Below are 23823 nucleotides of genomic sequence, written 5' to 3' on the forward strand. Positions count from 1 at the left end.
GTCAGGCTCCCTTGGTGCGCTTGGGCGGTACGGTCAAGGTAAAGGGTTGCAGCCCAACGGCTTCCGTTGGAGGGCCGGCCTTGGCCAGTCGTGCCGCCCGGCGCGCCTCCTGATCGGTCACGGGCGGCAGCGTCTCGCAGACGGCCGCGACCGCGTGCTGGTAGGGCGATCGGGCGTCCACCAGGGCGTCCCGTAACACGTCGATCGGAACGCGGTGCTCGACGAGCAGGCGGCGCCCCGCGTCGGGATCGACGGTGGCGGCGAACTCGAGCACGACGGGCAGGTGATCCGGCGCCTCGGCGCGGGGCGGTTCGACGCCCGCGGCGCGGTAGGCGGTGGCGAACGCCAGCATCTCGCGGCCGCGGTTGCGGGTGTCCCCGGCGGTCCAGTAGGTCAGGTACATGGTGGTGCGCCGGCGCATGTCGAAGGTCTCGACGTAGCCCGTCGCGGCGGCCATCGGATCGAGGGCACGCAGGGCCGCGACCGTCCTGCCGAGCGCCGCCGCCGCGGGGCCGTCGATGTGACCCGACAGCTCGTCGACGGTGTCGAGCCGATCGCTCAGGCGCGAGTCCGGGTACGCGAGCAGCAGCGACGCCGCCTGCCACACCACCCGGTCCTGCATCGTCCGGTTGACCGACCGGTCCCGGACCTGGGCCAGCAGCCTCATCGCTGCACCGGTTCCGACTGGGGGAACAGGCCCGCGGGTGCCCCGTTGCCGTCCCAGTTGAGCAGGTTGACCCGCTGGCGACTATGGGCGCGCTCGCCGTCCTCACCGCGCTGGCGTTGTTTGAGGGCGTGGAAGGTCTCCACGGCGACCGGCACCGGGGCGCCGCTGCCCTCGCCGAACGGGCCGGATTCGTACATCCCCGGGCCGCCGTCGCCCGACAACGAGCAGCCCATCTCCTCCAGGTCCCGGGCCTGCGGGCTGAAGGCGGTCGGAATGACATACCGCTCTTCGTATTTCGCGATCGCCAGCAGCCGGTACATGGCGTAGATCTCTTCTTCGGTCATGCCGACGGCGTGCGGAATGTGGGGCTGGGTCTCGCGTCCGAGGTTGATGTCGCGCATGTAGGAGCGCATCGCGGCCAGCCGGTGCAACACGCCCTCGACGACGTGCGTGTCGCCGGCGGTGAACAGTTCGGCCAGGTATTGCATCGGGATACGCAGCGCGTCCAGCGCGCCGAACAGGTTGCCCAGGTCCTCGCCGTCGTGTCCGTCGCGGCTGACCGCGTCGACCACCGGCGACAGCGGCGGGATGTACCAGACCATCGGCATGGTCCGGTACTCCGGGTGCAGCGGCAGCGCGACCCTGAACTTGTTGATCAGCGCATAAACCGGCGACCGCTGCGCGGCCTCGATCCACTCGGCGGCGATGCCCTCGGCGCGCGCCGCCGCGATGACGTCGGGATCGCATGGGTCCAACAGGATCCGGCGCTGCGCGTCGTAGAGGTCTTTGTCGTCTTCCACCGACGCCGCCTCCAGCACCCGGTCGGCGTCGTAGAGGACCAGCCCGAGATAGCGCAGCCGCCCCACGCACGTCTCCGAGCAGATCGTCGGCAGGCCGACCTCCATCCGCGGGTAGCACAGGGTGCACTTCTCGGCCTTGCCGGTCTTGTGGTTGAAATACACCTTCTTGTAGGGACATCCGGACACACACATCCGCCAGCCGCGGCAGCGGTCCTGGTCGACGAGCACAATGCCGTCCTCGGTGCGCTTGTACATCGCGCCCGACGGGCACGAGGCCACGCAGGAGGGGTTGAGGCAGTGCTCGCAGATCCGGGGCAGGTAGAACATGAAGGTCTCTTCGAGCTTGAGGGTGATCTCGTCACTGACCTTCTTCAAAATGGGGTCGCCGGAAAGGATTTCGGGTGAGCCCGCCAGGTTGTCGTCCCAGTTCGGCCCCCACGAGACCTTCATCGGCTGGCCGCTGATCAGGCTTCTCGGTGCGGCCGTGGGGAAGGTGTCACCCGCCGGCGCGGTGGTCAGGTTCTCGTAGTCGTAGGTCCACGGCTCGTAGTACTCGCCGATGGTGGGCAGCTTGGGGTTGGCGAAGATCCGCAGCAGCTTGCTGATGCGCCCGCCGTCGCGCAGCCGCAGCCTGCCCTTCTTGTCGCGGATCCAGCCGCCGCGCCAGCGTTCCTGGTCCTCGTAGGTGCGCGGATAGCCCTGCCCCGGGCGGGTTTCGACGTTGTTGAACCACACGTACTCGGTGCCGCCGCGGTTGGTCCAGGCCTGCTTGCAGGTGACCGAGCAGGTGTGACAGCCGATGCACTTGTCGAGGTTCATCACCATCGCCAGCTGCGCCATTACCTTCACTAGTACGTCACCTCCTGACTACGGCGCCGCACCACGGTCACCTCGTCACGCTGGTTGCCGGTGGGTCCCAGGTAGTTGAACGCGAAGGAATGCTGGCCGTAGCCCCCGGCGAGGTGGCTGGGCTTGATGCGCACCCGGGTCAGCGCGTTGTGGTTGCCGCCGCGCTTGTTGTTGGTCTCGGTGCGCGGGGTGTCCACGGTGCGTTCCTGGACGTGATAGACGTAGACCACGCCGTCGGGCATCCGGTGGCTGACGATCGCCCGGCATACGTAGATGCCGTTGACGTTGACCGCCTCCACCCAATCGTTGTCGCGCACTTGAATTTTCGCCGCGTCACCGGGGCTCATCCACATCGTCGGACCACCACGGGACAGCGACAGCATGTACAGGTTGTCCTGGTAGGTCGAGTGGAACGACCACTTCGAGTGCGGGGTCAGATACCTTACGGTGAGGCCGATTCCGCCTGCACCGTCCGGGGTCGGGCCCAGTTCCGGCTGGCCGAACAGGCGCGTCATGTCCAGCGGCGGGCGAAACACGGGCAGGTGCTCGCCGAGTTCCTCGACCCAGTCGTGCGCCAGATAGAAGTGCATCCGCCCGGTCAGCGTGTGAAACGGTTTGAGGTTCTCGATGTTGATGGTGAACGGGGCGTAGCGGCGGCCGCCGGTTTCGCTGCCCGACCACTCCGGGCTGGTGATCACCGGGACCGGGCGCGCCTGGGTGTCGGCGTAGGTGATGCGGCGCTCCTCGCTGCCCTCGGCCAGGTGCGCCAGTCGCTGGCCCGTGCGCTTCTCCAGCTCGCGGAACCCCTCGACTGCCAGCCGGCCGTTGGTCGTCCCCGACAGCAGCAACAGCACGTCGGCCATCCGGTTGGCGGTCGTGATGGCCGGACGGCCCGCCGCCACACCGGAGTTCATCACGCCGAACCGGGCGGCCAATTCCTCGACCTCCCGGAACGGATGCACCGTGACGCCCTTGGTGGTCACCCCGAACTGGTCGACGAGCGGCCCCAGGGTGAGCCACTTGTCGTAGACGGCGGCGTAATCGCGTTCCACCACGGTAACTTTGGCCATCGTGCGCCCCGGCGCCGGGGTGGTGCCGTTGTGCAACCAGTCCCGCTCGGTGCCGTCGGGATAGGCCATCGCGTCCGGGGTGTCGTGCTGCAGCGCCGTGAGCACCACGTCGCTGCGAGTGCCCAGATGGCTCTTGGCCATCGCGCTGAAGGCGCGGGCGATGGCGCCGAAAGCGTCGAAGTCCGAACGGGTTTCCCACGGCGGGTCGGTCGCGGCACTGAACGCGTGCACGTAGGGATGCATGTCGGTGCTGGACAGGTCCGCCTTCTCGTACCAAGTCGCCGCCGGCAGCACGACGTCGGACACCAAGGTCGTCGAGGTCATCCGGAAGTCGATCGACATCATCAAATCGAGCTTGCCCTCAGGGATCTCGCCGTCGCACGCGACGTCGACCGGCCGCACCCCGTCCTCCGGCGGCTGCGCCTGCGCATTGGAGTCGGTTCCCAGCAGATGACGCAGGAAGTACTCCCCGCCCTTGCCCGACGAGCCGATCAGGTTGGCCCGCCAGACGGTGAGTACCCGCGGCCAGTTGACCGGGTTGTCGGGATCGGTCACGGCGAGTTTGAGCTTGCGCTGACCGAGCTGCTCGGCGACGTAGTCGGCGACGTCGAGATCGGCGGCGCGGGCCTCGTCGGCGACCTCCAGGCTGGACCGGTCGAACTGCGGGTAGAACGGGCTCCAGCCCATCGCCACCGACGAGGCCAGCAGGTCTATCGTGTGCTTGCCCGCGAACCGGCCCCGGCCCACCGGGCTGGCCAGCTTGTCGGCCCCGTACCCGTCGTAGCGCCATTGGTCGGTGTGCGCGTACCAGTACGACGCGCCGGGGACCTGCCGCGGCGGGCGCGACCAGTCGGTGGCCATCGCCATGGTCTGGAATCCGGTGAGCGGACGCACCTTCTCCTGGCCGACGTAGTGCGCCCACCCGCCGCCGTTGCGGCCCATCGACCCGGTCAGCATCAGGAGCGCCAGCACCGCGCGGTAGATCGCGTCGCTGTGGAACCAGTGGCAGATGCCGCCCCCCATGATGATCATCGAACGGCCGCCGGATTCCTCTGCGCTGCGGGCGAATTCCTTCGCGACGCGGATGGCCTGCGCGGCCGACACGCCGGTGATGGGCTCCTGCCAGGCCGGTGTGTTCTGGTGCGTCGCGTCGTCGTAGCCGGTGGGCCAGTCGCCGGGCAGCCCGGGACGCGCCACCCCGTACTGGGCGAGCATCAGGTCGAACACGGTGCACACCAGGTGTTTACCGACGCGGCGCACCGGCACGCCGCGCGCCAGCGTGCCGCCCTCGCCGTTCACCGTGTCGAAGCTCGGCAGGTGGACCAGGGCGGTGTCCTGCCCGCCCGGGACACTCATCGCCGGTAGCAGGTCGCCGAGATCGAGGTTCCACTTTCCGACGCCGTCCTCGCCGTAGCGGAAGCCCAGCGAGCCATGGGGCACCACAACGGAATTCGTCGCTTCGTCGAACACCGCCGGCTTGAGCGCGGCATTCTCGACCGCCTCGCCGATGTCGGCCGCGGTGAGGTTCTTGCCGGGCACCAGCATGTCGCCGCGTTGTTCGAGCTTGATCAGGAACGGCAGGTCGGTGTAACGGCGCGCGAAGTCGACGAAGAACGGAACCTGTTTTTGCACATAGCATTCCGACAGGATCACGTGGCCCATCGCCATGGCCAGCGCCCCGTCGGTGCCGGCGGCGCACGGCATCCACTCGTCGGCGAACTTGGTGTTGTCGGCGTAGTCGGGGCTGACGGTCACCACCTTGGTGCCGCGGTAGCGGGCCTCCGCCATCCAGTGCGCGTCGGGGGTACGGGTGATCGGGACGTTGGAACCCCACATCATCAGATACGCCGCGTCCCACCAGTCCCCGGACTCCGGCACGTCGGTCTGGTCGCCGAACACCTGCGGCGAGGCCACCGGCAGATCGGCGTACCAGTCGTAGAACGACGTCATCGCGCCGCCGATCAGCTCGTAGAACCGCGAACCGGCCGTGTACGACACCATCGACATCGCCGGTATCGGGGAGAAGCCGGCGACCCGGTCGGGGCCGTAGGTCTTGATGGTGTGCACGTGGGCTGCCGCGATCAGTTCGGTGGCCTCGGCCCAACTGATCCGGATCAGCCCGCCCTTGCCGCGGGCCCGCTGGTAGCGGCGCCGGCGCTCGGGGTCGGCCTGGATGTCGGCCCACGCCAGCACGGGGTCGCCCAGCCGCGCCTTGGCCTTGCGGAACATCTCGACCAGCACGCCACGGGCGTACGGATAGCGCACCCGGGTGGGCGAGTAGCTGTACCACGAGAACGACGCCCCGCGCGGGCAGCCGCGCGGCTCGTATTCGGGCCGGTCCGGGCCAACCGACGGGTAGTCGGTCTGCTGGGTTTCCCAGGTGATGATCCCGTCCTTGACGTAGATCTTCCACGAGCACGACCCGGTGCAGTTCACCCCGTGCGTGGAGCGGACCACCTTGTCGTGGCTCCACCGGTCGCGATAGAAGACGTCGCCCTCACGGCCACCCTGCCGCGTGACGGTGCGCAGGTCGGGCGAGAATTCGCCCGGGGTGAAAAATCGCCCGCTGCGTTCCAGCAGCTCCTCGAGCGGTCCACCGACATGAGGTGTGACAGTCAAGCGCTAACCCTCCTAACTCGGTTGCTTCGCGCCGCGTGGTCGGGCCTTGAGTCGCTCGTCGATCCGCCCGCCGGGCCGCGCCAGCGCATCACGATAGGTCGCGGGCCATGGGCCCACCAGCCCCGCCGGGCGCGGCCTGTTAGCGAAAACCCGCGCCGTCAAACTGGGGTTTCTGCATCGACGAATGTTCGGAGGCGTTACCGGCATGCAAATCGAGGTTACGGTCTTTTGACGTTATTACCTTCCGATTTCACGCGTGTCAGCTGCGATGGCGCTGTACGTTCGCTGCAGGGAATCTGTGGGCTTGTTATGGGCCTGATCACAGCGCCCGGGTCAGATCCGCCAGCCAGCCCCGATCGGCGGGCACCCAGTCGACGTCGTCCAGTTCCGCCGCCGTCACCCAGCGCAGCGCGTGGTGGTCGCGCGGGTGCGGTTCCCCGCGCAGCAGCCGCACGCGATACGCCCGCAGCGTCGTCGTTTCGTTGAGCGCGATGTCGGCGCCGAGGCGGTCACCCACCGCGATGTCGCCGATCTCAATGCCCAGCTCCTCGGCGAGCTCCCGGGCGAGCGCGTCGCGCTCGGTTTCGCCGGGTGCGACCTTGCCGCCGGGCAGCTCCCACCTGCCGGCCAGCTCCGGCGGCCGGACGCGCTGCGCGACCAGAACCGTGGGGCCGGAGATGATCGCTGCGGCGACGACGATCTGGGTCGGCATGGCCAGTGACGGTATACGGTCGGGATATGGCTGTGTTATCGGATGAGCAAGTGGATGCCGCATTGCCCGAACTCAACGGGTGGGAGCGTTCCGGCGGCGCCCTGCGCCGGTCGATCAAATTTCCGACATTTCTCGACGGCATCGACGCGGTGCGCCGGGTGGCCGAGCACGCCGAGAGCAAGGACCATCACCCGGACATCGACATCCGCTGGCGGACAGTGACTTTCGCGTTGGTCACGCATTCGGCGGGCGGCATCACGCAGAACGACGTCGACATGGCGCGCGATATCGACGGGATCGTCGGGGGCTAATCCTTCGGCGCGGCGCCCTTCTCCCGCGCCGCCACGCTGGCGTGACGCTCGGACGCGGCCGTCACCCTGGCGTGACGCTCGGGACGGTTACCGGTGGCCGCGATCCAGGCCAGGGTGGCCACCGCCGCCACGATGTAAACCAGCCCGGCCCAGGCCAGGTACCACGGCCGGCTTATCTGCCAGATGGTCGGTTGCGCGAAGCTCAGCAACCAGGGCACCCCGACGATCGTGAGCGCCAGCCAGCCCCAACCCACCGCGCGGGCGCCGCGCCGCCCGCGCGGTGGCCCGTGAATCGCCCAGACCATCAGCGGCACCAGCCACACCCAGTGGTGGGTCCACGAGATAGGCGAAAGCAGCAACCCGAACAACTCGACCACAAGCAACTTGCCGAGCCGATCGGGCCCGTCGAGCGCCCGCCAGGCCAGGACGGCCAGCACCGCCGTCACGGCGATGGCGGCTAGCACCAGCGGACCGAAGCCGGCGTCGTGCCCGAGGATCCGCGAGATGCCGCCGCGCCAGGATTGATTGAACGACGTGGCGATCGGCCCGACCCGGTGCGCATCGCCCAGCAACTTGGTGAAGTAGTAGCCGGTCTGATCGCCCACGATCAGAACCGACACGCCGACCGTCGCCAGGAACACGACCGCCGAAAACGCCGCCGCGCCCCAGCGCCGGGCCCCGACCAGGTAGACGCCCGAGATCGCCGGCGTCAACTTGATCCCGGCCGCCACGCCGACCAGCAGCCCCGACAGCCACCACCGCGAGGTGTAGACCGCCCATAGCACCGCCAGCATGAGCAGCACGTTGACCTGCCCGTAGTCGAATGTGCTGCGCAGCGGTTCGATCCAGATGGTGATCGCCGTCCACGACATCGCCACGCGGTGGCCGGCGCCGGCGGGGACCCCCATGATGCGCTGGGTGGTCCGGATGGCGCCGTACAACGCGGCCATGGTGGCGACCTGCCACAGGAAAGCGACCGGGCCGAAGGGCAACAGGTGCAGCGGGTAGAAGACGACGGCCGCAAACGGCGGATACGTGAACGGCAGCGGGAAGTCGGGCGTCTGGTCGGCGTAGACGTAGCTGTACAGCGTGCCCGGATGGTCGATGGCCGCGGCGCCGCCGAGGTAGACGTGCAGGTCGACGAAGTTCGCGCCGTTGGGCACCAGGTACGACCACGCGAGTCGCGCCAAGACGCTCACGATCAGCAGCGCCGGCGCGGCGGCCTGCAGCGGATCGGCCAGCCGCCGGACGAGGGAAACCGCCGGGGCGGTCGAGGTGGTGTCTATCCGCCCGACTTTAGCGATCGCGGCGGTGGCCCGACTTTAGCGAGCTTGGCGGTGGCCCGGTCACCGCCGTCACTCGTATCGGTAACGATCAAATAAATGCCACACGTGTCACTTGAGTCACACCAGTATCAAAGTAACTTCGGCGCCGGACCAGTCGTCGACCACCAGGGAGAGTCATGCCAACCATCTGGACCTATTTGCGAGCGACCGCCGTCGTAGTCGGTTCGTCCGCCGCGCTCTTGACGGGCGGTATCGCCCACGCCGACCCCGTGCCGGCTCCGCCCGTCCCGAACATCCCGCAGCAGCTGATCAGTTCGGCGGCCAACGCGCCCCAAATCCTGCAAAACCTCGCGGCCGCCCTCGGCGCGACGCCCCCCGCGGCGCCGGCCGCCCCCGGCGTCACGTTCCCGGGGCTGCCCTCGGCGGCCTCGCCGGTGCAGCCTCCGGCGGCCGTCCCGTCGATCCCGGGGCTTACCCAGCCCGCGGCGCCCACGGCCCCGGCGGCGACGTCGGCGATCCCGGGCCTCGGCTCGATCCCCGGTTTGACGCAGCAGGCGCCGGCGGCACCCGCCGCACCGGCCGCTCCGTCGATTCCGGGCCTGCCGGCCATCCCGGGGCTGTCGGCACCGGCGGCCCCCGCGACACCGCCGGCGCCTCAGATCCCCCAGGCGAAGGTCGACATGCCGGCGCTGCCGTCCGGCCTGCCGGTCAACGTGCCCGCGCAGCTGACGCTTCCGCAGGATCTGACCGCGCTGGCCACCGGGCAGGCCCCGGCGGCCCCGGCCGCCCCGGCCGCACCGGCGCCCGCCGCGCCGGCGCTCAACCCGATGGCGCCGCTGCTTTCGGCCATTCCCTGAGCGACCCGTAGACAGCAAACCCACAACCTAGACCGGAGGGCATCGTGGTAAGCACTCGGAATCTGTCCAAAGGTGTGGCCGCTGTCGTCGCGGCGTCTGCCGCCGCGTTCGGGTTCTGCCCGAGCGCGGCGGCCGACCCGGCGGCGCCGCAGCCGGCACCGCAGGCGAACTCCAGCCAGCAATTACCGGGCCTGCCAGCGCTCTCGGAGCTGAGCCCGATCATCCAGCAGGCGGCCAGCAATCCCGGGCAGGCGACCCAGCTGCTCATGGCCGCCGCGCAAGCCTTCACCCACAGCCCGACGGCGCCCACGGAGTCCAAAAACGTTGCGGCGTCGGTGAATCAGTTCGTGCAGGAGCCGGGCTCGCCGGTTCCCGGTGCGCCGGCCCCCGCGCCGGGCGCGGCCACCCCGCCCGACACCGCGCCGGTGCAGCACGTGCCGGCGGCGGGCGTCGAGCCCGGTTTGCAGTCGCACCTGCCGCCGGGCATCGACCCGGCCCACGCCGCCGGTCCCGCGCCCGCCGCGGCGCCGGCACCCGCACCGGCCGCCGCGCCAGCACCTGCTCCCGCACCGGCGCCCGCGCCCGCCGCGAGCCCGGATTTCGGCCCGGACGCCCCGCCCACGCAGGACTTCATGTATCCCTCGATCGGCACCAATTGCCTTGCGGACGGCAGTAGTTCGATCGCGACCGCGCTGTCGGTGGCGGGGCCGGCCAAGATTCCGACGCCAGGGCCGGGACCCGGCCAGACCGCCTATGTGTTCACCGCGGTCGGCACGCCGGGACCCGCCGAGGTGCAAAAGCTGCCGTTGAACGTCACCTGGGTGAACCTGACCACCGGCAAGTCCGGAACGGTCACACTCAAGCCGCGCACCGACATCAATGGGGAGGGGCCGACAACGTTGACGGCGATCGTCGACACCGGCTCGGGCAGCATCATGTCGACGATCTTCGGCCAGGTCACCACCAAGGAAAAGCAGTGCCAGTTCATGCCCACCATCGGCTCGACGGTGGTGCCCTAGCGTATTCGCTTGTGCCGTCAGGGTTTCCAGCCGGGCGAGCGGCCGAGGTGGCTCAGAATGCGGTCGAGGTCGGTGGCGTCTGCAGACGCGGCCACGGCAGGGCCGAACGGCGCGCCCTCCACGGTGCGGTACTCACCATCCGGAACGACGAACACCAGCGGAAGCACGGCGGCCAGGACGTCTGCCGGGAGCGCAAACGGGGCTCCGACGCTCCGGGCCACATCCCAGCCGTGTACGACGTAATCCACGAAGTGGAAGCCGATCGCTATCGCGCCGGGGAAGGTGGCCCCGGGGCCGAATTCGGGCAACGAAAACGTCGCGTCGAGCACCCGGTCGGCGGCGAACGCATCGAGCACGTCGGCTGCGGCCGCGGCGTAGGTGCCGCCGGGGTCGGCCGCCACGTCGTCGGCCACAAGTTCTGGCGCCCAGATGGTCGGGCTGCCGCCGCCACCACGTGCGGCCGCGGCGAAGCCGCGATGCTGCGCGGTCATGTGGGAGAGCAGGTCGAGGAGGTTCCAGCCCGCGCAGGGCGTCGGCCGGCGCAGGTCGTCGCGGGTGACCGCGGCAACGACGTCGACGGACGCCTGCACGGCGGTGCGGTGGAATGGTCGGACATCAGAAATAGTATGCATTCGTAGACGGTAGGCATAAGCCTATTATCTGTCAACCGCTACGCTTCCGGCATGGCACCGAGGGCACGACGTCCCGATCTCGCGGCGATGATGGGGCCGCTCGTCCGCGAGATGATCGCCGCCGAGGTGCCCGTGCTGGAGGCGCATGGGTTGTCGATGTGGGGCTACATCGTGCTGAATGCGCTCGATCACTCGCCGGTACGCAGTCAGGCCGCGCTGGCCGACGCGATCGGGGCAGACAAGACGCGCATCATCCCCACCCTCGACGGCTTACAGAGCCGGGGCTATATCGAGCGCCATCCCGACCCGGAGGACCGGCGCGTGCGGCTGCTCGCGCTCACCGAGGCGGGTCGGGCCGCGAAAGATGCCGCGCAGGACGACATCCAGCGCGGCGAAGAGCGCTGGCTCGGGAAACTCTCGGCCGACGACCGTCGCCTGTTCCTGCGCGTCCTGCGCCGGCTGTCGGCAACGGACGCCGGCTAGTACGCCATGAACAGGATCGCGTCGCGGTCGTACTCGAGGCCCGGATGGGCGCTGGCGAGGTGGGCCTGGGTCAGCTCGACCAGTTCGTCCTCATCCTTACCGACGATGGCTTCGCCGCAGGGACACGTTATGTGCGTCTTCACGTTGCCGCCTTTCCCTTCGCTGCTGCTTTCATCTGCTTTTTATGCGACCGCACCTCTCCCAGCGAACGGGCGTCGACGATGTCGGCGACGGACAGGTGGGTGCCGGCTTTGCCGAAGTCTCCGGCCGCCTCCCGCCAGCCCGTCGGCGTCACGCCGTACTGCTTGCCGAGCAGCGCCAGGAAGATCTTCGCCTTCTGCTCGCCGAAGCCGGGCAGCCCCTTGAGCCGCCGCAGCAGCTCGTGCCCATCGGGAGCGCCGGCCGTCCACAACCCGGAGGCGTCGCCGTCGTAGCGGTCCACGATGATCTGCGCCAGGGCCTGGATGCGCTTGGCCATCGATCCCGGGAAGCGGTGCACCGCAGGCCTTTCCGCGCACAGCGCGGCGAACTTGTCCGGGTCGTAGTCGGCGATCTGGCCGGCGTCCAGGCCGCCCATCCGGTCCGCGATCTTCTTCGGTCCGGCGAACGCGGTCTCGAACGGCACCTGTTGATCGAGGAGCATGCCGATGAGCAACGCGAACGGGTCGTCGTCCAGCAGCGCGTCGGCGGCCGGATCTTGGGCGAGCCAAAGTTTCACTGTCAGCGACCTTCCTTCCGCTGAACACCCTACGACCGAGACCCGGTCGTTCGGCACCGACCACCGAGTTATCGTGGCGCGGTGGTCGATGAAGCCAAGTTGGCACTGCTGCTGGCCCGAGACGAACTGCATCAGCTCGTCACCGCCTATTGCCGGGCCGTCGACCGCGCCGATTACGAAGCGCTGCGGAACCTGTACCACCCCGACGCGACCGACTCGCACGGCTCGTTCTCGACGGGCGGCGTCGAACAGTTCATCGCACAACTACAGGCCGCCGAACCGTATGTGCTTGTCTCCCAACATAACATCACCACGACGAACTTTGTGATCGACGGCGACACGGCCCGCGGTGAGATCTACTGCCTGGTGTTTCACAGCTTCGCCGGTCCCGAACACGACTTGGACGTCATCATCGGCGGCCGGTACCTGGACAGGTACGCCAAACACGACGGCCGCTGGAAGTTCAGCCAACGCACCATCGTGGCGGACTGGGCATACCAAAACGACCCGTCCCGAGTGGACTTCGGGCACCCCAGCACCCGGGGAAGCCTGCGCGGCGAACCGGGCCAGGGCGACCCGTCGATCGGCCTGTTCGCCCCGCCCCGGGGCTGAAACGGCTTTCGCGGTCCTACCCGCTCTTGCGGCGGAATTCGCGGCGACTCTCGACCGGACCGTGCGCCCGCGTGTGCTTGTCGCCGCTGTCTTTGTGGTCTGATGCGCTCGCCGACCTGGCCTTCTTGCGATCGAGGGCTTCGCGGAACTTGCGCTTCGTATCGTCCCCTTGCTGGGAGTTCGATTCGGCCATACCGGCAGCCTAGCCTGCACGGCCCCGCCCGGCTCGCGCTTTTAGCGCTTGCCGGGCGGCATGCCGTATATGTGCGAAATCCGCAGGGTCATGAGGACCCGGCGGTCGGTGACCATCGCCTGCCGGAAGTCGTCCCAGTCCGGATGCTCGCCGGCGATGTTGCGATACAAGGCAATCAGCGCCTCGACGGTGTCATCGCCGGGGGCGGCCGCCGGGGGCGTCAGTTCTGCGGTGCCCTCCGCGACGGCATACGACCATCCGTCGTCGGCGTCCACCAGGATCGAGGCCCGCGGGTCGCGGCGCAGGTTGCGAGTCTTTGCCCGTGGCTCGGTGATGGACACCCGCACCACCATCTCCCGCGGGTCGAAGTGATAACTGACGTTCGACAGTTGGGGCCGCCCGTCACGCTTGATGGTGGCCAGCACACCGAGGGAGTTCCCACTGATCACGGCCAACAGCTTGTCGTCGAAGACTTGGCGTCCCATGCCGAAAGCCTACGTCGTGGTGAAATCGGGGCATGACCAGATTCGCGGCGTTCCTGCGCGGCGTCAACGTCGGCGGCGTCAACCTCAAAATGGCCGAGGTCGCGAGCGCGTTGACCGACGCCGGATTCGCCGACGTCCGCACGGTCCTGGCCAGCGGCAACGTGCTGCTGGAATCGTCGGCCGGGGCGGCCGCGGTGCGCAAGAAGGCCGAAGCCGCGCTGCGGGAGAGGTTCGGCTACGACGCGTGGGTGCTGGTGTACGGCATCGAGACGGTGCGCGCCGTCGTCGACGCCTACCCGTTCGAGCGCGAGGTCGACGGCTATCAGTCCTACGTCACGTTCGTCGCCGACGCCGCCGTGCTTGACGAGCTCGCGGGGCTGGGCGCGGGCGCCGACGAGAGGATCGCCCGCGGTGACGGCGTCGTCTATTGGCAGGTTCCCAAAGGCGCCACGCTGGACAGCACGATCGGCAAGACGATGGGCAAGCCGCGCTACAAGTCCTCGACCACGACCCGCAACCTGCGCACCCTGGCCAAGGTGTTGCGCTAAAGCCCGGCGCGCCAAGCGCGCTCAGTCGTCCGACACGTTGGTCAGGTAGCGCATCGCGTCGGACTTGGTCAGCCCCAGGGCCTTGGCCACATCGACGTACTCCTTGGCGGCGGCGGCCATCGCCGCGTCGGTCGGGTCGAAGCGGGAGATGAAAGTGCCGAAGCGCCCACGCGTTTCGACGATCGCCGCGGATTCCAGCTCGCGGTAGGCGCGGGCCACGGTGTTTGCCGCGACGCCGAGCTGACCCGCCAGGTCACGAACCGTCGGGAGCCGGGAACCGGGCGGCAACGCGCCGGCCCGGACTCCGTCGATCACCTGGGTTCTGAGCTGGTCGAACAGCGGTTTGCCCGTCTTGACATCGACCTTCAGCCAATCCCGCAGCTCCACGTCATCAGTATGTCCCAACCACGACTATCTTTGTGGGATGCGAGTAACTGTGCTCAGCGGCGCGGGGATCTCCGCGGAAAGCGGAGTGCCGACATTCCGTGACGACAAGAACGGACTGTGGGCCCGGTTCGATCCCTACGAGCTGTCCAGCACGCAAGGGTGGCGCAAGAACCCCGAGCGGGTCTGGGGCTGGTATCTGTGGCGCCACTACCTGGTCGCCGATGTCGAACCCAACGCCGGGCACCGCGCGATCGCCGCCTGGCAGGACCACGCCGAGGTCACCGTCGTTACCCAGAACGTCGACGACCTGCACGAGCGCGCCGGCAGCGCCCCCGTCCACCACCTGCACGGCAGCCTCTTCGAATTCCGTTGTGACCGTTGCGATATGGACTACACCGGGCCGCTTCCCCGGATGGCCGAGCCGACGCTGGAGGTCGAACCCCCGGTGTGCCACTGCGGCGGCCTGATCCGGCCCGACATCGTGTGGTTCGGTGAGCCGCTGCCCGACGAGCCGTGGCAGCGCGCGGTCGAGGCGACGCAGGCGGCCGACGTGATGGTCGTGGTGGGGACCTCGGCGATCGTCTACCCGGCTGCGGGCCTGCCGGACCTGGCGCTGTCCCGCGGCACCGTCGTCGTCGAGGTCAATCCCGAGCCGACGCCACTGACTTCGAGCGCCACCATCAGCATCCGTGAGGGCGCCAGCCAGGCGTTGCCCGAGCTGCTGCAGCGGCTGCCCGCGCTGCTGAAGTAGATCAGAGTCGCATCAACACCGTTCGAGCACCTCACCCGATCCGCGAACGTGATAGCGCATGTCATACCGCTTTTGAAAGTCGCCTATTGGTGCTCAGCCACCGGCGCAGGAGAAACCCTACGGTCGGCGCGCCCGGCCCAGCGCCAACTCCGACACCGGCAACGGCGCCCACAGGGGCAAGGTCCACGCCCGTCGGGACGCGTCCACCTCGAAGCCCGCGTCGACGATAGCCCGCTCGGTATCGCGATGGGTGTGGCAGTTGCCGAACAACCTGGGCCACAACGTCGCATCGGCGACTCGCTGCAGCCGGCCCCGCGCGCCGGCGCTGGCCACATGCTCGAGAAACCGCAGCTCCCCGCCGGGCCGCAGTGACGAATAGATCCGCTGCAGCACGCCGGCGGGATCGCGCACCGAGCACAGGACCAGCGAGCACACCACCATGTCGAACGGCTCCGCGTCGCTGAACGCCTCCGCGGTCTGCCCGACGACGACGACCGGTACGGGCGCCGCGGCGGCCGCGGCGCGGGCGTGGGTGACCAGCCGCGGCTCCGGCTCGAGCGCGATCACCTGTTCGACCGACGGCGGATAGTCGGCGAAGTTCGTCCCGGTGCCCGCGCCGATTTCCAGCACCCGGCCCGACAGGCCGGCCAGGTTCTCCCGGCGCATGGCCCCCACGGCCGGGGCCTCGTGGGCGGCGACGACGGGCCAGATGCGCGCGAAGAACGGATGGTCGATCGTGGACCGCACCACCTGCCTCATCTCCGAGCCCCATCCTGCGGGCGATGCGCCGTGACCCATGCCGCCAACGCCTCGGCATCGCCAAAAGGCAAGTGCGCCTTGGCGATCAGCATAGCCGCCACCAAGACCCCGTCGCGGAGCCGCTCGCCGGAACCAAGAGGGGTCCGGGCCCGACGCAGACCTTCAACCGACATGTCAACCAATATTGGTCACCGACTCCCTGACCGGGCGCCCATTGTGCTGCACCGGCTCCTCGCTCGCTTCGACATGGACGGCTGTCTCGGAGGGTCCCTCGCTGATGCCGAACCGCTCGTGCAGCCACACCAAAGGCTTTGGCGCCCACCAATTCCAGCGGCCCATCACATGCATGAACGCCGGGACCAGGACCATCCGCACCAGGGTCGCATCCGCGAACACGGCCAGGGTGAGACCGAGGCCGAACATGCGCATGAATGACACGTGCGCGGCGATCAGCGCGGCGAACGACATGGACATCACCAACGCCGCCGCGGTGATCACACGTCCGGTGCGGGCGACTCCGTGCGCCACCGCTTCGTCGTTGGCGGCGTGCGCCTCTTTTGCGGTTGGCTTCGCCGGTCGGTACTCCAGCCAGTACTCACGGATCCGGGAGATCAGGAACACCTCGTAATCCATCGACAACCCGAAGGCGATGCAGAACAGCAGCACCGGCATGTTGGCCACCAGCGTCCCGCTCGGCGTCGTCCACAGCGCGCCGAGATGGCCGTCCTGGAAGATCCACACCAGCGCCCCGAACGCAGCGCTCAGCGAGAGCACGTTGCACATCAGCGCCTTCAGCGGCAGCACCACGCTGCCGGTGAGCAGGAACAGCAGGACGAACGTCACGGCGGCCATCAGCCCCAGCACCAGCGGAAGCCGGTCCGTCACCGCGTCGACGCTGTCGCGGTTGACCTGGGCGACACCGCCCATCTCAACGGATCGACCCGCCGGCCCGGGCACCTCGTGCAACCGCGTGAGCTGCGCGTCATTGGCCTTCGAAAACAGCGGCGCAGTGCTGCTCACGGTCAGGAAGGCGCTCCCGTCGGCGAACCCGGTGGCCGCGGCGGGCGGTCCCACCCGGTTTCCGCCCACGAAGGTCCCGCCCGGCGCCGATACGCCCGATACGTCCGGGACCCGCGACAGGTTTGCGGCGTAGGCACCCAAAGCCGCCGGGCTCAGCCCGCGGACGTCGGGGACGACGACGGGAACCGCGGTCGCGGAGTCGTGCGCGAAACCGTTGCGCAGTTCGTCGCCGACCTGGTGCGACGACGCCGAACGCGGCAGCACCCGGTCGTCGGGAAAACCCCACTTGACCGAGAAGAACGGCAGCCCGAGCAGCAGCAGCAGCGCCATGACGCCCAGGCCGACCGGCGCCCAGCGGCGCATGACGAACTTGCTGGACCGGTACCAGAACCACTGCTCGACCGGCCTATGCAGCGGATCCGGGCGCCGCAGGGCATGTCGTATCAGCCGGCGCACGTCCAGGGCGTCCAGCCGCGAACCCAGGAGCACGATCGCGGCCGGGGTCACCACGATAGACGCCGTGGCGACAAAGGCCACGGTGGCCACACCGGCATAGGCGAACGACTTCAGGAAATACATCGGGAACGCCACCGTCGCCAACATCGACAACGCCACGGTGACCGCGGAGAACAGCACCGTGCGGCCGGAGGTGGCCATGGTCCGGATCAGGGCCTCATGAGGGTCGCTGCCCTCGGCCAACTCGTCGCGGTAGCGGCTGACGATGAGCAGCGTGTAGTCGATGGCGAGGGCCAGGCCCAGCGCGGTGCTCAGGTTCAGCGCGAAGATCGACACCTCGGTGGTAAACGTGATGAGCCGCAACACCGTCATCGAGCCGACGACGGCCAGCGCCCCCAGGGCCATCGGCAGTGCCGCCGCCAGCAGCCCACCGAACACCCAGATCAGCACCAGGAAGCTGAGCGGGAGCGCGATCATCTCCATGACCACCAGGTCGTCCTGGTTCTGCTTGTTGATCTGCGCGTACTGCATGGCCGGGCCGCCGGCGCGGACGGTGACGCCGTCGCGGTCGTGGACGAATTCGTCCGCCAGGGTTTGCGCGTTGTTCTGCGCGTAGTTTTCGCCGCCCTTGAGGTTGACCACGATCAGCCCCGACTTACCGTCCTTGCTGACCAGGTCGGCGGCGGGCTGCGGCGGCGCGGTCCAGGCCGATGTCACGTTGTACACCAGCGCCGATCCCTGCACCTCGCGGGCGAGATCGGTGCCCACCTTGCGCACCTGTTCGCTGTTGACGCCCGCGGGCGACGTCACCATGATCAGCATTTGCTGACCGCTCTGCCCGAATTTGTTGGTCAGGATCCCGATGGCGTGGGCCGATTCGGAGTTCGGGTCCTGAAAGCCCCCGGGAGACAGGCTCTTGGCGACGGGTATGCCGAAGACCGCGGCGCCGATGAAGACGAGGACCGCGATCGCGATGATTCGTCGTGGCGCCGCTATGGCCAATCGAGCGATCGCTTGCAGCATGTTCCCCGGCCCTCCCGCCGCCGTGCCGGCCAAGCTGGCCCGCCCCCTATCCGCGGCAACTCATCAGCGATAACTGACAGGTGTAAAACAACCTTACCGATTAGTACGGTTCGGCGCGGCCGGTGGTTCAAAGCGGTTCGGAAGCGGTTCCAAACCCGCGCCGCCCTAAGAGTCCGGCAAGAAAAGTTGCCCACATCCAAGCCGCTCAGGGCGATTCCGGGGCCCGGCGACCCGCACCTACCGGCCGGAAACCTACCCGCCGGTAAATTGCCATCATTTTCCGAATCGCGACTCAAAGAATCCTTAGAGGCGGCCCATACGCTCAGTGTCATGTGGATCGACGAATCGAGCGCGGACGTCATCAAGGCTGACTTCGACGCCCTCTACCACGGCGACATGCTGGTGGAAGGCGAGACCTCGGAGCAGCTCGAGGACTGGCACCCCCTGCAGACGGCGAGCTGACCGCCATGAGCGTGTTAGCGCGGCTCCTAATGGCCGAACCCGCCGTCAGTCGATGGTTCCGTCGATAGCCTTTGATCTTGCCTACGGCGAAAGCCCCCCGCTCACCGCGGGGGGTTTTCGTTTGCCCGATTAGCGGGGCGCCATACGGATGGCGCCGTCGAGCCGGATGACCTCACCGTTGAGCATCGGGTTCTCGATGATGTGGACCGCCAGCGCCCCATACTCGTCGGGGTTGCCCAGCCGCGACGGGTGCGGCACCTGCTTGCCCAGCGACTCCCTGGCCGGTTCCGGCAGGCCCGCCAGCAGCGGGGTGTCGAAGAGCCCCGGCGCGATCGTCACCACCCGGATGGCTTTGCTGGCCAGGTCGCGGGCGATGGGCAACGTCATGCCGACCACGCCCCCCTTGGACGCCGAGTAGGCGGCCTGGCCGATCTGGCCGTCGAACGCCGCGACCGACGCCGTGTTGACGATGACGCCGCGCTCCTCCCCGACCAATTCGGTCTTGGCGATCCGCTCGGCGGCCAGCCGCAGCACGTTGAAGGTGCCGACCAGGTTGATCTCGACGATCTTGCGGAACGCGTCGAGCGGGAAGACGCCGTCCTTGCTCAGCACCCGGATGGCGTTGCCGGTGCCGGCGCAGTTGACCACGATGCGCAACGGGCCCATCGACTCCGCGGTGTCCAAGGCCTTCGCGACGGCGGCCTCGTCGGTGACGTCGGCCTGCGCGAAGCGGGCCCGGTCGCCGAGTTCGCGCACGGCCTCCTCGCCCCGCAGGTCCAGCACCACCACCTGCGCGCCGGCGTCGAGCAGCCGCTTGGTGGTGGCCAGGCCCAGGCCCGAGGCTCCACCGGTGACGACCGCTACGGCGTCCTTGATCTGCATGCGCGTCCTTCCCTCTTGTCCAGCCAACCAGTTGGTTGGGGATTATAGCCAGTCCTTCAGCACCGCTTCGATGTCGGTCGCCGGCGCCGCCGCACGGGGCGTGTCCGGCGCGGTGCGGGAGAACCGCGGCGCCGGCCGCGGCTGCAGCGCCCCGTTCACCTCGTAGAAGGTGTTGCGCTCGGTGACGTGCGGCTCGGTCTGCACCTCGCCGAAGGCCAGCACCGGCGTCACGCAAGCGTCCGAGTCGGCGAACACCTTCGCCCAGTGGTCACGATCGTGGCCGGCGAACTTCTCCGTCAGGACCGCCCGCAGCTCGGGCCAGCGGCCGACGTCGTTCTGCGCCGGCAGGTCGGCGGTGTCCAGACCCAACCCGGTCAGCATAGCCGCGTAGAACTGCGGCTCGATGGCGCCGACGGCGACGTAGCGGCCGTCGGCGCACTCGTAGGTGTCGTAGTAGGGCGCGCCGCCGTCGAGCATGTTGGTGCCCCGCACGTCGGACCACATCCCCGAGGCGCGCATCTGCCACATCATCTGGACCAGCACGCTGGAACCGTCGACCATCGCGGCGTCGATGACCTGACCCTTGCCGGAGCTCTGCCGCTCCCACAGCGCGGACAGGATGCCGACCAGCAGGAACATCGAGCCGCCGCCGAAGTCACCGACCAGGTTCAGCGGCGGCACCGGCCGCTCGTTCACCCGGCCGATGGCGTGCAGGATCCCGTTCAGCGAGATGTAGTTGATGTCGTGGCCCGCCTGCTGGCTGCGCGGGCCGCTCTGCCCCCAGCCGGTCATCCGAGCGTAGACCAGTCGGTCGTTGACCTTCGCGCAGTCCTCGGGGCCCAGGCCCAGGCGCTCGGTGACACCGGGACGGTAGCCCTCGATCAACACGTCGGCCTTCGCGACGAGCTTGAGCACGAGTTCGCGGCCTGCGTCGGACTTGAGGTCGGCGGTCACGATGCGCCGGTTGCGACTCATGGCGTCCTTCGCGACGCCGCCGGAGGTTGACCCATCTTTTGGAGGGCGATCGATCCGGACCACGTCGGCGCCCAGATCACCCAGGATCATCGCGGCATGTGGGCCCGGCCCGATGCCGGCCAGCTCGACGACTCGCAGTCCTTGCAGCGGTCCCGCCATGATGTTCTGACCTTTCGTCCGCTTTGACGTCGTTGGCATCTTCTCAGCCGGCCTCGGCGGCCGCGCAGCCCGGTCACCTAGTCTGAGGCCCATGCCGGATTCTGGAATCGCCACGCTCGCACCCGTTGCGGGTCTCGACGTCACACTGACCGAGGGCGTGCTGTCGGTGACCATCGACCGCCCCGACAGCCTGAACGCGTTGACCCTCCCGGTGATCACCGGGATCGCTGACGCGCTGCAACGCGCGGCCACCGACCCCGCGGTCAGGGTGGTGCGGCTCGGCGGCGCGGGCCGCGGCTTCAGTTCCGGGGCGGGCATCAGCGCCGACGACATGGCCGGCAGCGGCGGCGTCCCGCCCGACGAAATCGTGTTGGAGATCAACCGGCTGATACGGGCCATCGCCGCGGTGCCGCACCCGGTGGTCGCCGTGGTTCAGGGGCCCGCGGCCGGCGTGGGGGTTTCCATCGCCCTGGCCTGCGACGTCGTATTGGCTTCTGACGCAGCGTTTTTCATGCTCGCCTTCACCAAGATCGGCCTGATGCCCGACGGCGGCGCGTCGGCGTTGATCGCGGCCGCGGTCGGCCGGATCCGGGCGATGCAGATGGCGCTGCTGCCCGAACGATTGCCGGCCACCGAGGCGCTCTCATGGGGGTTGGTCAGCGCGGTCTATCCGGCCGACGACTTCGAGGCCGAGGTGGACAAGGTGATCGACAGGCTGCTGGCCGGCCCCGCCGTGGCGTTCGCCAAGACCAAGCGGGCGATCAACGCGGCCACGCTCACCGAGTTGGACGCCGCCCTGGACCGTGAATACGAAGGGCAGTCGCGGCTGCTCGTGTCGCACGACTTCAAGGAGGGCACAACGGCTTTCCAGGAGCGCCGCGGCCCCAACTTCACCGACCGCTGACAGGCTTACTCCCGCCAGAACCGGCAATCCTTCCTTGCGTTGGTTCCGAATAAACCTGGGAGGAATGGAGGGTCGATGGTGCGCTGCCTGGTCACCGGGGCGACCGGCTACATCGGTGCCCGGCTGGTGCCGCGATTGCTCGACGAGGGCCACGATGTTCGCGCCCTGGCCCGCGACCCGGGAAAGCTGGCGAACGTGCCGTGGCGCGACCGGGTGGAGGTGGCCCGCGGCGATCTCGGTGATGTCGAGTCGCTGATCGCGGCGTTCGACGGGATGGACGTCGTCTACTACCTGGTGCACTCGATGGGCGGCGCCAAGGACTTCGCCGCCGAGGAGGACCGCGCCGTGCGCAACGTGGTGACCGCCGCGCGCCGTACCGGCGTGCGAAGGCTGGTGTATCTGAGCGGGCTGCACCCCGAGGGCCGCAAGCTGTCCGAGCACCTCGAATCGCGCACGGCCGTCGGCGAGGCCCTCATCGACTCCGGCATCGAGACGGTGGTGCTGCAGGCCGGGGTGGTCGTCGGGTCGGGTTCGGCGTCGTTCGAGCTGATCCGCCACCTCACCGACCGGTTACCCGTGATGACCACGCCGAAGTGGGTGCACAACCGGATTCAGCCGATCGCGGTGCGCGACGTGCTGCATTACCTCGCGGCCGCCGCAACGGCGGCGGTGCCGTCCTCGCGGACATGGGACATCGGCGGACCCGACGTCCTGGAGTACGGCGACATGATGCGCGGCTACGCCGAGGTCGCGGGGTTGGGGAGGCGCTATCTGATCGTGCTGCCATTCCTGACTCCGACGATCGCCAGCCTCTGGATCGGGGCCGTCACGCCGATCCCGCCCGGGCTGGCGCGCCCGCTGATCGAATCGCTGGAATGCGATGCGGTGATGCGCAATTCGGACATCGACTCCATCATCGCGCCGCCGGCGGGCGGCCTGACGGGCTACCGCCGCGCCGTCGAGCTCGCGCTCGACCGCGGAACGCGCGGCCTGACCAAGGCCACCTGGGCCTCCCTCGGCTCGGACCCCGCCGAGCCGCTGCCCAGCGACCCGCTCTGGGCCGGCGAGATCATCCACTCCGACGTGCGCACCGCCGAGACCGCCGCGGAACCCGGCGAGGTGTGGCGGGCGGCCGAGGACGGGGTCGGCCGAAGCCGCGTCTTCAAGGGCTGGGTCGTCGACGAGCGCGAACCCGGCAGCGCGCTGCGACTGCACTCCCGGCCGAGCTCGGTGGGTCAGGGGTGGCTCGAGATCGGCGTCGCGCCGCGGGACGGCGGCGGCGCCCGATACACGCAGCGCACGACCTTTGTGCCGCGCGGCCTCCCGGGGCGGCTGTACTGGGTTGCGTCGCGGCCCTTGCGCACCGCCGCGCTGCGCACCCTGACGCGCGACGCCGCGGGACCGGTCAGACGCCGAACAACGGGGGCAGGGCGAGCACCATGATCAGGCCCCACACGAGGTGGGTCAGGACCGGCGCCAGGACCCCGCCGCTGGCCCGGCGTTCCAGCGCGCACACCGTCCCGAGGATGATCGCGGCGAACCCCAGCATCGGGTTGCCGCTGGCCAGCGTGGCGCAGGTATACAAGACGGTCGAGATGAGCACCGGGTGGTACCGCCCGAGCGCCGTGTAGAGCGCGCCGCGGAAGAAGACCTCCTCGGCGATGCCGTTGATGAGCGTGATCGCCACGATCACCGGATACCAACCATGGTGGGCGTACAGCAGCACCCGGGTGATCAGCTCCGCTACGGGCGTTATCTCCCGGGCGATCAGTCCGCCCACGATGAATACGCCGCCGAGCAGCAGCCCGACGGTCGTGCCGGTGATCACGGGTCGCTGGTTGCGGCCGCGCCAACAGATGCCGCCCAGGTGCAACGGGCCCGAGATGAACCCCCCGGCGACCCACACCGCCGCCAGCAGCAGGGTCAGCCAATAGAAGCTCGACTCGCCCGGATGGCGGCGCAACGAAAACCCGAGCACCACGGCACCGATCACCAGCGTGATGGCGACGATGACGCGGCGGCGCCGCACGACGCCCGGCGACTCATTGTGGGGCACAGCGACATTGGTGATCGCGCGGCGCAACTCCGAGAAGACGCCGGTGCGGTACGGGGCGGTCGACTGGCTCATGCCGGGCGCACCTTCGCGTTCAGCGCCAACAAGATGTCGAGGCCGGTGCGCAGCGC

At 68.9% G+C, this 23823-nt stretch carries 26 protein-coding genes; 10 read left to right on the forward strand and 16 right to left on the reverse strand.

The features are described from left to right. Window position 1: 1 nt before the first annotated feature. The 4 genes from narJ to VMD50_RS20190 all read right to left on the reverse strand — a co-directional run bounded on the left by narJ (window position 2) and on the right by VMD50_RS20190 (window position 6717). The gene (gene narJ / locus VMD50_RS20175) at window positions 2-667 is read right to left on the reverse strand and encodes a nitrate reductase molybdenum cofactor assembly chaperone (protein WP_325430012.1); all 666 of its coding nucleotides are present in this window, start codon (window positions 665-667) and stop codon (window positions 2-4) included. Next, complete coding sequence (gene narH, locus VMD50_RS20180) at window positions 664-2316, reverse strand: nitrate reductase subunit beta (RefSeq protein ID WP_325430014.1); 1653 nt, start codon at window positions 2314-2316, stop codon at window positions 664-666. The genes narJ and narH overlap by 4 nt, the downstream gene beginning before the upstream one ends. Then, a complete protein-coding gene (locus VMD50_RS20185) occupies window positions 2316-6005 on the reverse strand; it encodes a nitrate reductase subunit alpha (RefSeq protein WP_325430016.1) in 3690 nt (1229 codons plus the stop codon). The genes narH and VMD50_RS20185 overlap by 1 nt, the downstream gene beginning before the upstream one ends. Window positions 6006-6324: 319 nt before the next feature. Further along, on the reverse strand, window positions 6325-6717 hold the full coding sequence (locus VMD50_RS20190; RefSeq protein WP_325430018.1) for a (deoxy)nucleoside triphosphate pyrophosphohydrolase: 393 nt from the start codon (window positions 6715-6717) through the stop codon (window positions 6325-6327). A 26-nt stretch (window positions 6718-6743) separates the two neighbouring features. Here VMD50_RS20190 and VMD50_RS20195 point away from each other — a divergent pair, with 26 nt between their 5' ends. Beyond that, window positions 6744-7028: a 4a-hydroxytetrahydrobiopterin dehydratase gene (locus VMD50_RS20195; RefSeq protein WP_325430020.1), complete on the forward strand. Its 285-nt coding sequence runs from the start codon at window positions 6744-6746 to the stop codon at window positions 7026-7028. On the opposite strand, the gene VMD50_RS20200 is transcribed toward VMD50_RS20195, so the two are convergent. Further along, on the reverse strand, window positions 7025-8332 hold the full coding sequence (locus VMD50_RS20200) for a mannosyltransferase (protein WP_325430088.1): 1308 nt from the start codon (window positions 8330-8332) through the stop codon (window positions 7025-7027). The two genes, VMD50_RS20195 and VMD50_RS20200, sit on opposite strands and share 4 nt — an antisense overlap. Window positions 8333-8490: 158 nt before the next feature. On the opposite strand from VMD50_RS20200, the gene VMD50_RS20205 reads away from it, so the two are divergent. Together VMD50_RS20205 and VMD50_RS20210 are read left to right on the forward strand one after the other, a co-directional pair. Beyond that, window positions 8491-9171, forward strand: coding sequence for a hypothetical protein (locus VMD50_RS20205; RefSeq protein ID WP_325430022.1), 681 nt, complete (start codon window positions 8491-8493; stop codon window positions 9169-9171). A gap of 44 nt (window positions 9172-9215) precedes the next feature. After that, window positions 9216-10190: an Rv1157c family protein gene (locus tag VMD50_RS20210; protein ID WP_325430024.1), complete on the forward strand. Its 975-nt coding sequence runs from the start codon at window positions 9216-9218 to the stop codon at window positions 10188-10190. A gap of 17 nt (window positions 10191-10207) precedes the next feature. Here VMD50_RS20210 and VMD50_RS20215 read toward each other — a convergent pair whose 3' ends face one another. Next, window positions 10208-10822: a TIGR03086 family metal-binding protein gene (locus tag VMD50_RS20215; protein ID WP_325430026.1), complete on the reverse strand. Its 615-nt coding sequence runs from the start codon at window positions 10820-10822 to the stop codon at window positions 10208-10210. Between the two features lie 51 nt (window positions 10823-10873). Between VMD50_RS20215 and VMD50_RS20220 the strand changes: the two genes are divergently transcribed. Beyond that, window positions 10874-11305 (forward strand): MarR family winged helix-turn-helix transcriptional regulator, encoded by a 432-nt coding sequence (locus VMD50_RS20220; protein WP_325430028.1) that lies wholly within the window; start codon window positions 10874-10876, stop codon window positions 11303-11305. On the opposite strand, the gene VMD50_RS20225 is transcribed toward VMD50_RS20220, so the two are convergent. Together VMD50_RS20225 and VMD50_RS20230 are read right to left on the reverse strand one after the other, a co-directional pair. Continuing rightward, window positions 11302-11448 (reverse strand): hypothetical protein, encoded by a 147-nt coding sequence (locus VMD50_RS20225; RefSeq protein WP_064952447.1) that lies wholly within the window; start codon window positions 11446-11448, stop codon window positions 11302-11304. The two genes, VMD50_RS20220 and VMD50_RS20225, sit on opposite strands and share 4 nt — an antisense overlap. Next, window positions 11445-12023, reverse strand: coding sequence for an HhH-GPD-type base excision DNA repair protein (locus VMD50_RS20230; protein ID WP_325430043.1), 579 nt, complete (start codon window positions 12021-12023; stop codon window positions 11445-11447). Before VMD50_RS20230 ends, VMD50_RS20225 begins: the two co-directional genes overlap by 4 nt. A gap of 81 nt (window positions 12024-12104) precedes the next feature. On the opposite strand from VMD50_RS20230, the gene VMD50_RS20235 reads away from it, so the two are divergent. Beyond that, entirely contained in the window at window positions 12105-12635 is a 531-nt protein-coding gene (locus VMD50_RS20235) for a nuclear transport factor 2 family protein (protein ID WP_325430045.1), read from the forward strand. A gap of 16 nt (window positions 12636-12651) precedes the next feature. Here VMD50_RS20235 and VMD50_RS20240 read toward each other — a convergent pair whose 3' ends face one another. Beyond that, window positions 12652-12828: a DUF5302 domain-containing protein gene (locus VMD50_RS20240; protein WP_325430047.1), complete on the reverse strand. Its 177-nt coding sequence runs from the start codon at window positions 12826-12828 to the stop codon at window positions 12652-12654. A 41-nt stretch (window positions 12829-12869) separates the two neighbouring features. After that, entirely contained in the window at window positions 12870-13313 is a 444-nt protein-coding gene (locus tag VMD50_RS20245) for a PPOX class F420-dependent oxidoreductase (RefSeq protein WP_325430049.1), read from the reverse strand. Between the two features lie 32 nt (window positions 13314-13345). Between VMD50_RS20245 and VMD50_RS20250 the strand changes: the two genes are divergently transcribed. Further along, window positions 13346-13861 carry a DUF1697 domain-containing protein gene (locus tag VMD50_RS20250; protein WP_325430051.1) on the forward strand — a complete coding sequence of 172 codons (516 nt, stop codon included), beginning with the start codon at window positions 13346-13348 and terminating at the stop codon, window positions 13859-13861. Between the two features lie 21 nt (window positions 13862-13882). Here VMD50_RS20250 and VMD50_RS20255 read toward each other — a convergent pair whose 3' ends face one another. Then, window positions 13883-14248 carry an Rv1152 family transcriptional regulator gene (locus VMD50_RS20255; RefSeq protein ID WP_325430052.1) on the reverse strand — a complete coding sequence of 122 codons (366 nt, stop codon included), beginning with the start codon at window positions 14246-14248 and terminating at the stop codon, window positions 13883-13885. Between the two features lie 37 nt (window positions 14249-14285). Between VMD50_RS20255 and VMD50_RS20260 the strand changes: the two genes are divergently transcribed. Next, window positions 14286-14999 (forward strand): NAD-dependent deacylase, encoded by a 714-nt coding sequence (locus VMD50_RS20260; RefSeq protein ID WP_325430054.1) that lies wholly within the window; start codon window positions 14286-14288, stop codon window positions 14997-14999. 117 nt (window positions 15000-15116) lie between these two features. On the opposite strand, the gene VMD50_RS20265 is transcribed toward VMD50_RS20260, so the two are convergent. Together VMD50_RS20265 and VMD50_RS20270 are read right to left on the reverse strand one after the other, a co-directional pair. Then, window positions 15117-15758 (reverse strand): class I SAM-dependent methyltransferase, encoded by a 642-nt coding sequence (locus VMD50_RS20265; RefSeq protein WP_325430056.1) that lies wholly within the window; start codon window positions 15756-15758, stop codon window positions 15117-15119. A gap of 174 nt (window positions 15759-15932) precedes the next feature. Next, window positions 15933-18257: an MMPL family transporter gene (locus VMD50_RS20270; protein ID WP_325430058.1), complete on the reverse strand. Its 2325-nt coding sequence runs from the start codon at window positions 18255-18257 to the stop codon at window positions 15933-15935. Between the two features lie 330 nt (window positions 18258-18587). Between VMD50_RS20270 and VMD50_RS20275 the strand changes: the two genes are divergently transcribed. Beyond that, on the forward strand, window positions 18588-18719 hold the full coding sequence (locus VMD50_RS20275; RefSeq protein WP_325430060.1) for a hypothetical protein: 132 nt from the start codon (window positions 18588-18590) through the stop codon (window positions 18717-18719). A 129-nt stretch (window positions 18720-18848) separates the two neighbouring features. On the opposite strand, the gene VMD50_RS20280 is transcribed toward VMD50_RS20275, so the two are convergent. Both VMD50_RS20280 and VMD50_RS20285 read right to left on the reverse strand, forming a co-directional pair. Then, window positions 18849-19601 carry a 3-hydroxyacyl-CoA dehydrogenase gene (locus VMD50_RS20280; RefSeq protein WP_325430062.1) on the reverse strand — a complete coding sequence of 251 codons (753 nt, stop codon included), beginning with the start codon at window positions 19599-19601 and terminating at the stop codon, window positions 18849-18851. A 42-nt stretch (window positions 19602-19643) separates the two neighbouring features. Beyond that, window positions 19644-20735, reverse strand: coding sequence for a CaiB/BaiF CoA transferase family protein (locus VMD50_RS20285; RefSeq protein ID WP_325430064.1), 1092 nt, complete (start codon window positions 20733-20735; stop codon window positions 19644-19646). Window positions 20736-20826: 91 nt separating this feature from the next. Here VMD50_RS20285 and VMD50_RS20290 point away from each other — a divergent pair, with 91 nt between their 5' ends. Together VMD50_RS20290 and VMD50_RS20295 are read left to right on the forward strand one after the other, a co-directional pair. Beyond that, the gene (locus tag VMD50_RS20290) at window positions 20827-21639 is read left to right on the forward strand and encodes an enoyl-CoA hydratase (RefSeq protein WP_325430066.1); all 813 of its coding nucleotides are present in this window, start codon (window positions 20827-20829) and stop codon (window positions 21637-21639) included. 75 nt (window positions 21640-21714) lie between these two features. Next, entirely contained in the window at window positions 21715-23082 is a 1368-nt protein-coding gene (locus VMD50_RS20295; protein ID WP_325430068.1) for a DUF2867 domain-containing protein, read from the forward strand. On the opposite strand, the gene VMD50_RS20300 is transcribed toward VMD50_RS20295, so the two are convergent. Next, window positions 23045-23767: a CPBP family intramembrane glutamic endopeptidase gene (locus VMD50_RS20300; RefSeq protein WP_325430070.1), complete on the reverse strand. Its 723-nt coding sequence runs from the start codon at window positions 23765-23767 to the stop codon at window positions 23045-23047. The genes VMD50_RS20295 and VMD50_RS20300 overlap by 38 nt on opposite strands. Window positions 23768-23823: the final 56 nt, after the last annotated feature.

The organism is Mycobacterium sp. (genome assembly GCF_035506235.1).
Classification (GTDB): domain Bacteria; phylum Actinomycetota; class Actinomycetes; order Mycobacteriales; family Mycobacteriaceae; genus Mycobacterium.